Source organism: Chryseobacterium daeguense DSM 19388 (assembly GCF_000430825.1).
Taxonomy (GTDB): domain Bacteria; phylum Bacteroidota; class Bacteroidia; order Flavobacteriales; family Weeksellaceae; genus Chryseobacterium; species Chryseobacterium daeguense.
On record NZ_AUMT01000003.1, the window covers coordinates 210,950 to 225,451 of the forward strand.

At 35.7% G+C, this 14,502-nt stretch carries 12 protein-coding genes and 2 tRNA genes; 4 read left to right on the forward strand and 10 right to left on the reverse strand.

Translation table 11 applies throughout. The features are described 5' to 3' along the window. Positions 1-21: 21 nt before the first annotated feature. The 4 genes from H560_RS0105400 (at position 22) to H560_RS0105415 (ending at position 6,561) form a co-directional block, all read left to right on the forward strand. Entirely contained in the window at positions 22-843 is an 822-nt protein-coding gene (locus tag H560_RS0105400; RefSeq protein ID WP_027379102.1) for a DUF4249 domain-containing protein, read from the forward strand. Positions 844-1,044: 201 nt separating this feature from the next. Beyond that, entirely contained in the window at positions 1,045-2,373 is a 1,329-nt protein-coding gene (locus H560_RS0105405) for a TolC family protein (RefSeq protein ID WP_027379103.1), read from the forward strand. Positions 2,374-2,378: 5 nt separating this feature from the next. After that, entirely contained in the window at positions 2,379-3,446 is a 1,068-nt protein-coding gene (locus H560_RS0105410; RefSeq protein ID WP_027379104.1) for an efflux RND transporter periplasmic adaptor subunit, read from the forward strand. 1 nt (position 3,447) lies between these two features. Further along, positions 3,448-6,561, forward strand: coding sequence for an efflux RND transporter permease subunit (locus H560_RS0105415; protein WP_027379105.1), 3,114 nt, complete (start codon positions 3,448-3,450; stop codon positions 6,559-6,561). Positions 6,562-6,818: 257 nt separating this feature from the next. Here the strand turns inward: H560_RS0105415 and H560_RS0105420 are convergent, their stop codons facing one another. The 10 genes from H560_RS0105420 to H560_RS0105465 all read right to left on the reverse strand — a co-directional run bounded on the left by H560_RS0105420 (position 6,819) and on the right by H560_RS0105465 (position 14,409). Continuing rightward, positions 6,819-8,051, reverse strand: coding sequence for a site-specific integrase (locus H560_RS0105420; RefSeq protein ID WP_027379106.1), 1,233 nt, complete (start codon positions 8,049-8,051; stop codon positions 6,819-6,821). A gap of 385 nt (positions 8,052-8,436) precedes the next feature. After that, positions 8,437-8,510 (reverse strand) — tRNA-Asp (locus H560_RS0105425). Between the two features lie 31 nt (positions 8,511-8,541). Beyond that, positions 8,542-8,615: transfer RNA gene (locus tag H560_RS0105430), tRNA-Asp, on the reverse strand. Between the two features lie 126 nt (positions 8,616-8,741). Beyond that, positions 8,742-9,059 carry a thioredoxin gene (gene trxA, locus H560_RS0105435; protein ID WP_027379107.1) on the reverse strand — a complete coding sequence of 106 codons (318 nt, stop codon included), beginning with the start codon at positions 9,057-9,059 and terminating at the stop codon, positions 8,742-8,744. A gap of 85 nt (positions 9,060-9,144) precedes the next feature. Further along, positions 9,145-10,320, reverse strand: a complete 1,176-nt coding sequence (locus tag H560_RS0105440; RefSeq protein ID WP_027379108.1) for a cysteine desulfurase family protein — start codon at positions 10,318-10,320, stop codon at positions 9,145-9,147. 1 nt (position 10,321) lies between these two features. Continuing rightward, complete coding sequence (locus H560_RS0105445; protein WP_027379109.1) at positions 10,322-10,777, reverse strand: hypothetical protein; 456 nt, start codon at positions 10,775-10,777, stop codon at positions 10,322-10,324. Between the two features lie 22 nt (positions 10,778-10,799). Then, positions 10,800-11,387 (reverse strand): HAD-IB family hydrolase, encoded by a 588-nt coding sequence (locus tag H560_RS0105450; RefSeq protein WP_027379110.1) that lies wholly within the window; start codon positions 11,385-11,387, stop codon positions 10,800-10,802. Between the two features lie 90 nt (positions 11,388-11,477). Further along, positions 11,478-12,203, reverse strand: a complete 726-nt coding sequence (locus H560_RS0105455; RefSeq protein ID WP_027379111.1) for an SDR family NAD(P)-dependent oxidoreductase — start codon at positions 12,201-12,203, stop codon at positions 11,478-11,480. A gap of 5 nt (positions 12,204-12,208) precedes the next feature. Then, a complete protein-coding gene (locus tag H560_RS0105460) occupies positions 12,209-13,525 on the reverse strand; it encodes an FAD-binding oxidoreductase (RefSeq protein WP_027379112.1) in 1,317 nt (438 codons plus the stop codon). Then, a complete protein-coding gene (locus H560_RS0105465) occupies positions 13,522-14,409 on the reverse strand; it encodes a decaprenyl-phosphate phosphoribosyltransferase (protein WP_027379113.1) in 888 nt (295 codons plus the stop codon). The genes H560_RS0105460 and H560_RS0105465 overlap by 4 nt, the downstream gene beginning before the upstream one ends. Positions 14,410-14,502 lie beyond the last annotated feature (93 nt).

Genomic DNA, 14,502 nt, shown 5'->3' on the forward strand with positions numbered 1-14,502 from the left:
CCTATTTAAAATTTAAAAAAAATGAAAAATTTAAAAAAATATATCATTATCGCTTTAGGAATGGTTCTTATTTCTTGTGAAGATGTTATTGATGTCGATTTGGATACTGCACCTCCAAAACTGGTTGTGGATGCCTCGATAGATTGGGTAAAAAATACAAATGGAAGTCAACAAAAAATTAAACTCTCTACCTCTACCGGATATTATAATGCGGATTTCCCGACCGTTTCCGGAGCTTCTGTAATTGTGACCAATTCGGCTAATACAGCATTTAATTTTATTGAGAATTCTGGGACTGGAGAATATGTCTGTAATAATTTTGTTCCTGTTATTGGGGAAACCTATACACTTACCATCAATCTGAACGGGGAAACCTATACTGCGACAGATAAAATGATTGGAGCCCCAAAAATTGAAGACAACATTCTTCAAAATAACGAAGGCGGAATGGGTGGCGACGAGATAGAACTCACCTATTATTACCAAGATAATCCTGCGGAAACCAATTATTACATTTTCAGCAACAAAAATCCACATATCGCTTTTCCGGAATATCAGGTTGAAAATGATGAAAACAATAATGGTGGATTAACGCCAGTTTATTATTCCAACAAAGATTTGAAACAGGGAGAGGTCGTAAATATCAAACTTTACGGTATCAACAAAAGATATTACGATTACTTCCGAAAAATCCTGAATGCTTCGGGTGGAGATACCGGTCCGTTTTCTACGACACCAAGTTCGGTTTTCGGCAATATCAGCAATAAAACCAACTCTGCCAATACACCTTTTGGATATTTTAGATTGTCGGAAGTGGATGTGAAAAATTACACCATTCAGTAATCAAACGGGAAAATATTCTATAAACACAAATAATTGATAAGCAAAATAATTTAGTTTTAAAAAGAGGTTAATGTTGATGAAGAAAGCCGTTGCCAATTGTGACAGCGGTTTTTTCTTTAATTAAACCACATTAAGAATTCATTTGATTTTGTTGAAAACAATTCTAACTAAAGATTACTTCCCTACTCTTTTTCCAGTTTTATGAGCAAAAATCATTTTTTATTATTCTTTTTCCTTATTGGAATTAAGAATAGTGCACAAACCACATTCAGTCTCAAACAATGTGTAGAATATGGTTTGAAAAACCACAGAAGTAACACTATTTACGCCAACGAAAAATCGTCTGCAGATGCAAAAACGAAAGAGATTTCAGCAGATTATCTCCCAAAAGCTGAGGTAGGATTCTCAGTAAATAATAATCTAAAACTACAGCAGAGCATTATTCCAGCGGGCGTTTTCGGGCCGGATGAGATTCGTGCTTCGCTGGAGCAGAAATATAATTCCAATGCATTTATCCAGTTGGAGCAACCTATTTTCGACAAGGCCATACTTACCCGATTAAAGAATAATAAAAACCTGAAAGAGCAGGCAAATCTCAATATTGAGCAGAATCATAATCAAATTATCTATCAAATCAGTACCTCATATTTCCAGATTTGGACGTTCAGACAGCAATTGGAGCAGTTGGAATTTAACCAAAATAATTATCAGCAACTTATCCAAATCTATGATTTGCAAGTGAAAAAAGGCATTATTCTGCAAAAAGATTTAGATAAAATCATTGTGGACCTTAATAACACAACGGCACAAATTCGTGTAGCCGAAAGTAATATCACATTAGCTGAAAATCAACTGAAATATGAAATGGGCTTTCCTTTAAAAGATAAGATTGAATTAGAAACTCCGAATGATTTACAAATGATATTATTTAAGGAAAATCAAGAAAAAATGTTTACTCCGGAGACAAGGATTGATTACAAACTCTCAAAGCTCAATATCAAAATGTTGGAAATAGAAAAATCGGCAATCAAAGCAGAAATGCTTCCCAAACTGTCTCTCAGTTTTCAATACGGAGCCGTTGGTTTTGGCGATAGATTTTCTCAAGTGTACCGAGATTTTTATCCGTATTCCACAATTGGAATTAAATTGAGTATTCCCATTCTGAATTTTTACAAAAACAATGCTCAATACAAACAAGCTGACCTAAGCCACAAAAATGCTGATGAAAAACTGAAATTAACAGAAGGTAAATTAACTCTGGAATACGAAAATGCGCAAACCAAACTTTTACTGGCAAAAACGAATGTAGAAAACGGTCTTAGAAACATTGACTTGGCAAAATCTGTCCTAAAAGTAACGGATTTACAACTTCAAAAAGGCGTTACCAATCTCACCGATTGGCTCAATACCCAAAACTCACTTCGGGAAGCTCAAAACACGTATCTGAGCGCATTGTATACTTATTATCAAGCGCGTGTCGATTTGGAAATGGCTAACGGAACATTGAAAACTTTTTATAAATCTTATTAATGAAAATGAAGAAGAATTTTATTCTGATATTCTTAAGTATCTGTATTTTAAGTTTTATCATTTATAAATTATATGGGAATTATCAAAAACTCAATCAGACTGAGATGCATAAAAAAGAAGAAATTCCGCAAATTCCCGTAACGGTTACAACGGCAAAAGAAGAATCACAAATAATCGGTACTACAAAAACCGGATTGGTCATTCCATTTGAAGAAGCCAAAGTTTTTTCTACCGGAACAGGAACAATAAAGAAACTGCTTTTTAAACTAGGCGACAAGGTATACAAAGGTCAACCACTGGCGATAATTGACACCCAACTTCTGGAGCTCGAACTCAAAAAATCTGAGTCTAATGTAGCCAAATTGAGAACAGACCTCGAGACTTATACAGAATTGCAACAAGGAAATGCCTCGACGCAAAGAGATGTGGATGCCATTCGCCAAGTTTACAATGATGCTGTGAATCAATCATCACAATTGCGAAAACAGATTTCTGATGCTGTCATCAAATCTCCAATTAACGGCGTAATCAATAGCAAAAATTTGGAAAGTGAAATGTTTACAGGAACTGGCGGAGAATTAGGTTCCATCATTAATTGTTCAAAATTAAAAGTTAAAATTTTCTGCACAGAATCGGAGGTTTATAAAATTTCTTTGGGTCAAAAAATCAAACTTTCTACGGATGTTTATCCTGAGAAAACCCTGTTGGGAAAAGTTTCATACATCAGTCCACAAGCCACAGATGCCTTTAATTTCGTTGTCGAAATCGCCATAGAATCAAACGACAATCTCGAACTTCGTTCCGGAACACTTGTGTACGCAGACTTTTCGCAAGAATCGTCAAAAAAAATGATTTTAGTTCCCAGAACGGCAATCAATGAAAGTATTCTCAATGCCTCTGTTTACGTTGTGGAAAATGGAAAAGCCATTCTTAAAAAAATAACTGTGGGCGAAGAATTTGGGGATAATATAGAAGTTACAGCTGGATTAAATGTTGATGAACAGGTTGTTATTTCCGGACAAATCAATCTACAAAATGGAACGCCTGTCAAAATCATAAAACACAATCCATAGTATGTCTATCACTTCATTATCCATCAGGAAACCGTTGTTGCTCGCTGTCATTTTTACGATTTTGGGGTATTTTGGGATTTCTTCTTATTTGAATCTCAATTATGATTTGCTTCCGAAATTTGAGATTCCCGAGGTCACAGTCAGCACGCTTTATCCCGGAGCTTCAGCCTCGGAAGTAGAATCTGCAGTAACGAAAAAATTGGAAGATGCATTTTCTTCTATAGAAAATCTCGACCAGATAAAATCTACTTCGCAGGAAGGCGTTTCCATTATTTCGTTAGCTTTTAAAAGCGATACAGATGTGAACCAAGCCGAACAGGATTTACAGAAAAAAGTCGATGCAACACTGAATCAATTGCCGAAAACTGCTGAAAGACCGCAAGTCAACAGGGTCAATATGCAGGCAACTCCCGTGATAAAAGCAGGCGTTACTGCAAATATGGAACCGACAAAACTCTATGATTTGCTTGATAATCAGCTGAAACCTATTCTCAATAACATCAAAGGTGTTGGGCAGACAGACCTTATCGGCGGAAACGAGCGGGAGATTCACATTAATATCAATCAGGAAAAATTGACTGCTTACGGTTTATCAGCAGACTTGGTAACACAAACAATCAGAAAAGCCAATATTTCTGTCCCAGCGGGAAGTCTGGAAAATGATAACTCACGTATTTCCATCCGTTATGACGCGAATGTAAAATCACTGGACGAATTGCGCAATTTGGCGATTGTAGAAAATCCGAAAACGGGAGCCATTTACCTTAAGAATATTGCCGAAGTGGCAGATGCTCCCAAAAAAATAACTAGCATCAACAGAATCAACGGAATTCCTTCAATTGGTCTGGAAATCAGCAAACAAACCGATGCCAATGCAGTAAAGCTTAGTGAAGAAATTAAAAAGAGATTTTCCGAATTGGAATCTCAATATCAATCCCAAAATCTGAAGTTCGATATTTCGATAGACCAGAGTGAATATACCGTCAGTTCTGCCGATGCCGTAATGTATGATTTGGTGTTGGCGGTGGTGATTGTTGGTTTTGTGATGCTCTTTTTTCTGCACAGTTTTCGAAGTCTGTTTTTTGTTTTGGTGGCTTTGCCTGCGTCTATCATTCCCACTTTTACGATGCTGTATCTTTTGGGATATTCGCTGAATATTATGACCTTGATGGGATTATCCCTGGTCGTAGGAATTTTGGTAGATGACTCCATTGTCGTTTTAGAAAATATTTACCGAAAACTTGAGGAAGGTTTAGATAAAGAAAAAGCATCCATTGAAGGAAGAAACGAAATTGGTTTCACGGCACTTTCCATTACGCTGGTAGATGTTGTGGTTTTTCTTCCTTTGGCTTTGAGTGGCGGAATGATTGGCGGTTTATTGAAAGAATTTTCGCTGGTCGTTGTTTTTTCGACCTTGATGAGCCTTTTCGTTTCCTTCACAATTACACCTTTGTTGGCGAGCCGTTTTGCTAAATTGGAACAGCTAAAAAATAATACGGCGTGGGGAAAAATTGCTTTAGGATTTGAAAAATTCATCGGAAAAATTAAAGATAATTACGGAAAATGGCTAAGAATTGTTCTCAACAAAAAACGGTGGTTTCTCCTGTTTACAACTCTACTGATTTCCGGTTCTGTTGCTTTAATTCTAATTGGATTAATTGGTACTGAATTTATTCCGGAAACCGACCAAAACACTTTGGTTATCAATATGGAACTGGAATCTACTTCACCCATTTCTAAAACCAACAGATTGGTTCAGGAGTCAGAAAAAATACTTTTGAGACAACCCGAAATCGTCAAAGTTTTTTCAAGTATTGGATTTATGGGCGGAAATATTTCCGGTAGCGAAAGTAATTCCAATTTAGCGGAAATAACCCTTTCTTTGGTCGATAAAAAGCACAGGAATTTTACCACCGAAGAATTTGGTAGTCAGATTCAAAAAAAATTGGCTTCTGAAATCGCTGGCGTTAAATTTACTACCGCATCATCTTCTATTACTGGAGGAACGGACAGTGCGCCAATTGAAATTGCGATAAAAGGAACGGATGCTGATGCTGTTCGGAAAGCTGCAGAATCTTATCAGAAAATAATTTCAAAAATCAATGGAATCAAATATGCAAAACTCTCTGTAAAAAACCAAAAGCCGGAAATCGACGTCAAAATCGACCGTAGAAAAATGAGCCTGATCGGATTGGATGCGGAAAAAGTGGGAGAAATTCTGGAAAATTCTTTTAATGGAAATAATCAGAGTTTGTTTAAGCAAAATAATACGGAATATGATATCAATATTCGTCTCGACCCATTCAACCGTTCGGATATTCTTAACCTGAAAAAGCTTCCTTTTGTCAATTCTAATGGACAAACCATCCTTTTGGAACAGTTTGCAAATGTTTCCGAAAAATTAGGCGAAACGAACCTGCAACGTATTGACCGGTTGAATGCAATAACCGTTCAGGCTGATGTTTTCGACCGACCTGTGGGAACTGTAAGCAGTGAGATAAAAGAAAAGGCAAAATCTATACAGCTTCCAGCAGGGATTTTTGTTGAATATCTTGGCGAAACTCAAAATCAGGACAATGCTTTCGACAGTTTGATTTTTGCTTTAATTACAGCTTTTGTTTTGGTGTACCTGATTATGGTTGCACTTTACGAAAGTGCCGTTTATCCGTTTGTTGTTCTCTTCTCGATTCCGGTAGCATTGATTGGCGCGTTGCTGGCATTGGCTTTGTCCGAAGAAACCATTAATATTTTTACCATCATTGGTTTGATAATGCTTTTAGGACTTGTTTCAAAAAACGCTATTCTCATTGTCGATTTTACAAATACCTTAAAATCTCAGGGATATTCGACAAAAGAAGCCTTGATTTTAGCAGGAAAAGAAAGACTTCGCCCGATTTTGATGACTACATTTTCTATGATTTTCGGAATGCTTCCCATCGCACTGGCAACTGGAGCCGCTTCCGAAATGAAAAACGGAATTGCTTGGGTCATTATCGGAGGATTGACGAGCTCTATGATTCTTACGGTTTTTGTAGTTCCCTGTATTTATTTGATTGTTGATAATGTAATGAGGATGGTAAAAAAAATAAAGAATTTTAAGTTAGCTAAAAAATGACATAAATTCTAACGGGAGTATGGCTTGTACTTTTCTTAAATAGTTTTACTGAAGGATTGCGAATATTCAAGCCGAGTTCGTATGCAATTTCGCATATCGATAAATAATTGTTGAGAGCTTTTCTTGCTTTTTAAATAATTTTCTGATGAAGGTACCGTTGGGTACTGTACCTCCAAAAATTTTCGTAACATAACGCTAAGATATGTTGGTGAAACATTTAAATCGCTGGATAAAATTGTATAATTAAAATATTAATCTCAGTTTTTTTGTATCTCTTTCCTATGAAGAACATTTCGTAGCATTACCATATCGTCACTTACTTTCTGATCAAGAATCTTTGCGTAATGCTGAGTGGTCTTAATATTCTTATGACCAAGCATTTTGCTTACACTTTCTATAGGAACTCCATTTGACAGAGTTATTGTTGTAGCAAAAGTATGTCGTGCAATATGATAAGTAAGTTCTTTATTTATATCACAAAGGTCGGCGATTTCTTTTAGGTAAGCATTCATCTTCTGATTACTTAATATAGGTAGCAGTCTACCACTATTCAAACAAGTTGGATGATTTGCGTATTTCTCGATAATTTCTTCCGCTTTAGGGAGTAATGGTATATTTGATTTTGTTTTGGTTTTTTGACGTGTTGTGTAAATCCATTTATTACCGTCTAAACCAACATTAACATTATCCATAGTAAGTTGTCGCGTATCTATATAGGCCAGTCCTGTGTAACAGCTAAATAAAAAGATAAATCTGACCTGAGACAACCTCTCATTTTTGAAATCTTTATTGAACATAATCTCTAATTCCTGTTCATTCAAAAAAACTCTACTTACTTCATTAAAACTTGAGCTATAATTAAGAAATGGATCTCTTTCAATCCAGCCATTGGCAAGGCAGATACGAACAATTTTACCAAAGTTTTTAATATATTTTACGGCAGAATTGTTATTACAAGACCTTTCAGTTCGTAAAAAAAATTCAAAATCGTTTAAAAATGTGAAATCAATTTTCTTGATATCAATATCTGATAGATTAAATTTCCATTTCAAAAATTCTCTAATATGACTGAGGCAGGTTTTATATCTTCCGAGAGTTCCTGAAGCAAACTCCTTTCCAATGAGCCTTTCCATTCTATCATTATGGTCTAAGAAAATTGGTATTAGTGTTCTATTAAGTTCACCTGTTCCGAGGAATTTATTTTTAAGAATTTCACAAGTGACGTTTTCGTTATCTTTAATTAAGTCGTGATAGATATTATAAATTTTCTGCTCAAATGTTTTGAGATAAAAGTTAAGTGACTTAACTTCCTCTGATGTACCTGTTACTTTTTGCATCCCGGAACTCCATCTTTTAGTATTCACGGTACGTTTGGTACTAATTTCAGTTATTTTCCCATCAACGGTTATACGAAGGTATATTGGTACTTCTCCATTAGCGTTGATCTTTGATTTTTTCACATAGAAAAGGAGATTAAATGTCTTGTTCATTTATTTGAATTTTATGAGTTTAAAATTAACTACAGTAAAAAACATTAACAAGATATTCACTTTCTGAACTGGCTTACCAGAGGCGTTTTTCAAAACATTCAGTGACCTCTTTAAACCATTTGAGTGAGGTCACTTCTATAGGTCACTTAAGATTAAAAAATCTGATAAAAATTTCAAAGAATATTCAATTTTTTTAATTTTTTAATGAAAAATTATCGAATTGAATATTCAATTTCTCAGTGACCTATTTTTCCATATGTTTCAGGTCACTGAATAAGTCACTTTCAGATTGTGTAATTTTGACTCTTTTTGAATAGTTATAAAACGAAAAAAGCTTTAAAACATACGTTTTAAAGCTTTTTGTACTACTTTGATTTAGTAGTTGCGATCCGGACGGGACTCGAACCCGCGACCTCCGCCGTGACAGGGCGGCATTCTAACCAGCTGAACTACCGGATCAATTTTTTAAAAGAAATTGATAAAACTTTTGCGATCCGGACGGGACTCGAACCCGCGACCTCCGCCGTGACAGGGCGGCATTCTAACCAGCTGAACTACCGGATCATTATTTTAAGGAACTTCGTTTCTTTTTTGTGATTGCAAAACTACAACTTTTTTCCTTACCTGCAAATTATTTTCGAAAAAAAAGCCTTCCTAAAGTGGAAGGCATTCATTATCAAACTTATTTTTTTACAAGTGAGCGCTTAGTTTTTCAGCAATCACCTCTTTTGGAGCTACACCTACTAATTTGTCTACAACCTCACCGTTCTTAAAAATTAAAACCGTAGGGATATTTCTGATACCATACTGCATAGAAATTTCCTGGTTGTTGTCTACATCTACTTTTCCTACTACTGCTTTTCCTTCAAAATCTGTTGCAACTTCTTCAATGATCGGTCCCAACGTTCTACAAGGTCCGCACCATACCGCCCAAAAGTCTACCAATACCGGTTTATCTGATTTTAAAACCGTTTCCTGAAATGAGCTATCTGTAATTTCTAAAGCCATTTTGTTTCTTTTATTTAAATTAATATTATCTTCTTGTTTTTATCATTAATTAGATACCCAAAATTACGCCATTTGTGTAATATTGTTATCTATGCTCAACATTTGTATTTTCTATAACAAAATCGCTTGAAATTTCTTTTAAAGCAGTCACGAATGTATCGATACCCTCTTTGGTAGTCATGTGGCTGAAAGAAATACGAAGTGGTGTGCAGTGATCCATCTCGTCTTCAGAAAGAACCATCATCATCACCATAGAAGGCTTAGAGGCCCCGGAAGAGCATGCGCTTCCCTGAGAAATCGCGATTCCTTTCATATCCAGCTGAAGACCAATTAAAGGGTTTTTATAAGGCAATAAAGCGCTTAAAACCGTGTAAAGACTATTTTCTTTTTCAGCACTTCTCCCGTTGAATTTTATTCCCGGAATTTCTGCTGTAAGCCTTTCTGCAGTGTAACTTTTAATTTCCTGCATGTGATTGGTATATGCCTCCATATTGTTCAGAGAAAGTTCTAATGCTTTTCCTAAACCAACGATACCGGCAACATTTTCAGTTCCTGCTCTCAGGCTTCTTTCTTGTGGTCCGCCTGTGATAATCCCTTTCAAACCGCTGGATTTTCTGATGAATGCAAAACCAACACCTTTCGGACCATGGAATTTATGAGCACTGCAAGACGCAAAATCCACCTGAATATCTGAGAAATCCAAATCTATATGGGCCATGGTCTGTACCGTATCAGAATGGAAAAGTGCATTATTTGCCTTACACAATTCCGCTATTTTCTTAATATCATAAATATTTCCGATCTCGTTGTTCACATGCATTAAGCTTACCAACGTCTTTTTATCGGAAGATTTTAATAGTTCTTCTAATTTATTAAGATCAATATCCCCTTTTTCATTGGGACGGATATAATTCACCTCTACTCCTTTTCTGTTTTTCATGTCCAGAATACTTTCTGAAACACATTTATGCTCCAGTGGAGAGCTGATTATCCTTTCTACTCCCAAGTGGTCAACAGCAGATTTAATGATCATGTTGTTTGATTCTGTACCGCAAGATGTAAAGATAATCTCGGCGGGCGTAACGTGAAGATAATCTGCAACTTGTCGTCTTACATTTTCAATAAGAATTTTTGCTTCCTGTCCGAAGCTGTGCGTAGAAGATGGATTTCCGAAATTCATCTTCATGGTGCTAACCATTGCATCAATTACTTCTTCTGAAAGAGGTGTTGTTGCAGCGTTATCTAAGTATACTTTATTCATTTTACTTTGAATATTTTAATTTTACGGAGGTGAACTGATAATCTGAAGGTACAGAAAAAATAAACCATGGGTTTGACATTACCTGAATTTCCATACCGCCAGACTGATACTCAGGAACCTCCACGTACAAAACGTTATCTTTTACTGAAATATTTTTAATCTGTGTAATTTTATGATCGCCGGAATTGAATCTTCCGAGATTATATAAAACCACTTTTCTGTCATTAGGAAATTTGGGATAAACAGGAGCCTGGCCAAGGTCTATAACACTGGAGTTGCCTTTGATGGCCTTTTGCAGATCCTGTTCATTAGTAAGGATCACAAAATTCGCCTCGTCTCCTCCGCCCTGGGATTCTGAAGCAATGATTTCAGCTTTCTGCATGCCTGAAGATTTTTGGGAAGGTGCGCTTGTACAACTCACAATGAGTGCAAGACATAAAACAAACAATCTTTTCATTTTATATTTTTATTGTTCAAAATTAATGAAAAAATTGATAATGACCCTCATTTGCCCATTTCAACATGGGCTTGTCTCCGGAAGTATCTCCGAAAGCTATTATTTTGTCGTATTTAGTATCCGTGATTTCAACCTTAATTCTTTCAAGCTTTTCTTTACCATTGCAGTTTTTTCCTATGAAATTCCCCGTGAAAATTCCGTTCTTAAACTCAGCTTTTGTGGATACAAGCTGCATTTGGAATGCTTCGGCAAAAGGTTTGGCCCAAATATCAAGGGAAGCCGTTACCAATAAACTCTGTGTATTATCTCTATCGATATTTTGAATAAAATCAAGCGCATTTTCCCTAACAATTTTAGGGTAGTGCTCATTAAAAAATTCTTGAGATTTTTTTTCAATTTTCTCCTGAGTCTGGCCTTTAAGTATAGAACTGATAAAGCTTTTCTTCACCTTTTCAGTTTCTGCAAGCTTTAATTTTAACAGGATAAAAAGCGGGACGTGCTTCAAAAATTGCATTCGGAATTTTGCAGGATCGTAAAATTTAAGATACATAAACATTGTATCTTTATAAGTCAGAGTTCCATCAAAATCAAAACAATACAATTTTTTCATTCGGGTTTCTATCTTGTTATTAATTTAAATATTTTGTTTAACGTAAAAGTATTAAAGATATTTTTAATCTTTCATTAAAATTAAATTATTTTAAAGCTTTAATTTTTTAAATATAAATTCAGGAATATTCCTGATAATCATCATTATAATTCCCCAAACCGGCAAAACGTAGACTACATTTTTTCGTTTTTTATAAGCTTTAAAAATATAGTCGGCCGCCTGTTTTGGCGTGGCTGTTAATTTTGGGTTCAAAGGTAAGCCTTCCGTCATTTTGGTGGCCATAAATCCGGGCTTAACAGTCATTACATGGACTTTTTTATCAAACAGATAATTCCTCAATCCGCTTAAATAAGCTGTAAAAGCCGCTTTTGCACTTCCATAAATAAAATTGCTCTGCCTGCCGCGATCTCCCGCTACGGATGATAAGCCGATGATGGTACCGGATCTTCTGCTTTCAAACTGAAGAGCAAAATAATTCATTACCGGAACCAATTTTGAGTAATTAATATCTATTATCCTTTCTGTATTTTTATTGTCATACAAACCTTCTTCCGTTCCCTCTCCAAGGTATCCGGTGGCACAAAATAATAAGCCTGAATGAATATTTTCCAATGATGTATAGTCAATTTCCTTCATCAGATCCAGCTCTATAACCTCCGCCTGCTGCAGAAATTTCACATCAATATGCCTTGCAAATCTTTCGGTAGTTTCTTTATTTGAGGTAAAAAGATAGATTTTTTCATATTTTTCCCCTTCAGTAAGTGCTTTTTCTACAAAAGCCTGCGCTACTTCCGATGTACTTCCTAAAACGATCATTTGGTTTAATTATTATTTATAATTCTTTTGTGCTGTAAAGACACAAATTTTGAACTTTGTGTGTTTTTGAGATAATTGGTAAGGGAAGACCTGCTCATGCTGTCTTTGGTAAGATAAATCCTTCCTCCGTACTGCTGAACAATTTCATCCAGCTGGTCAACAAGCTTTTTAAGTTTTGAATTCACTTTAAAATCAAGAGCCAGCGTATATCCTTCCACCGGAAATGAATTGTAAGCTTCCGGGTTGTGCTTTCCGAAAAGCTTTAAAACGGCCAGAAAAGAACCATTTCCACTGTTTGCGATGGTTTCCAGAATTTTTTTCATGCCTTCTTTTCCGGTTTCTTTCGGGATTACCATCTGATATTGGATAAATCCTGATTTCCCGTAAATTCTGTTCCATTCATGAACAGCATCCAGCGGATAGAAAAAAGTTTCGTAATCAATAAAATTTTTAATTTCTTTTTTTGTCTGCTTATTGAAGTACAACAAATTGAAAATCTTCACCGTTAAAGCATTTAAAACAAACCCAGGGAAGTAAAAAGGAACGGTAGGTTCAAATTTTTTCTTGAGTCTCAAAGGATTATTTCGTAGATTCTGAGGCAGTTCATGCTGGAAAGCGTGCTCTCCTCTCATCAAAATACTCCTGCCAATATTCTTCCCCTTTTGAAGGCAGTCTATCCATGCAACAGTATAAGTCCAGCTTTCACTTTCTTCAAATAATCTGAAAATTTCATCCAGATTTTCAGCTTTAATGCTTTCCTGACGAATGTATGCGGATTCTATATTTTTCAGCTTAAATTTCGCTGTCAGAATAATACCTGTTAAGCCCATTCCACCGATGGTAGCCCAGAATTTATCTGTATTTTCCTCTCTTGAGCAGGTAATAATATCACCGTTTTCGGTCATTAATTTAAATTCAATCACATACTCTGAAAAACAGCCTTCTGCGTGATGGTTTTTCCCGTGAACATCAGATGCAATGGCACCTCCGACAGAAACAAACTTCGTTCCCGGCGTTACATACAAAAAATATCCCTGGGGAACAGAAATTTCCAAAACTTCTGAAAGCAGAACTCCTGACTCGCATTCAATAACACCGTTTAAACGATCGAAACTGATGAATTTATTTAATTTTTTGGTTGAAAATATATGTTCGCCCAACGAAGCATCACCGTAACATCTTCCATTACCTCTGGCAATAACTTCATTGTTATTTACTACAAATTCTTTTATTTTTTTGAAGCTGTCTTCAGACTTCATTTCTTTTTCCACTATGGGAAAATTACCCCAGTTTGTAACTTTCTGTATAAAATTAGGCTTCATTTTTTAAAGTAAATTTGAATTAAAAACGCAGCAACCCACAACAATAAGGTAACCTGAATATATCTGTCCCTGTAAACAATTTTGGTAGGCGATTCCGTCCTGTTATAAACCAATGTCTGCTGTAGATACCTCAAAAAGGCAAATACCACAAAGATCACCGTATAAAAAACCCTCTCATGGAATTTTGCCTGAACTTCAGGTGACAATGTAAACATTAAGTAACATACAATAGCCAATGTTACGGAAATGGAAAGTGCAATATCTGCAAACTGAACGTTGTAACCATCCAAAGCCCGTCTTGTTTTCCCTGAAACTTGGGCGTTGATAAGTTCTCCCCTTCTTTTTCCGATAGCCAGAACCAATGCCAGTACAAACGTTAATAAAATAGCCCACTGGGAAATACTGATCCCCGTCATATAACCTCCAGCTAACACCCTTAAAACAAAACCTATGGCAATAATTGAGATATCAATAATCGGAACATGTTTTAATTTAAAAGTATAAGCCAGATTCATTACAAAATAAAATCCTACAATAGTCGCAAACTTCCATAAATTCTCCTGAAAATAAGCCTGAGCAAAGAATACAAGCGCAATATCCGCAGCAATAAGACCTATAAAAATACCTATTGCACGGGATTTGGAAATAGCGCCGCTTGCAAGCGGTCTGCGTCTTTTTTCCGGGTGTTTTCTGTCTGCTTCAATGTCATTATAATCATTTAAAATATAAACAACACTGGCAGCTAATGAGAAAATGATAAACGCAAAGATGCTTTTGGTTAAAAGATCCAGGTTTTTGATATTACCTGAGAAAAACAGGGGAACAAATACAAAAAGGTTTTTTACCCATTGTTCTACCCGAAGCAGCTTAAAATATTTCTTCATTTATGTGGTTTCAAATGCAAAAGTAAGAATTAAAAAAATATCCACCATAAAAATACAAAAATAACCGCCAATAGCGGTTATTTACGAAAATAT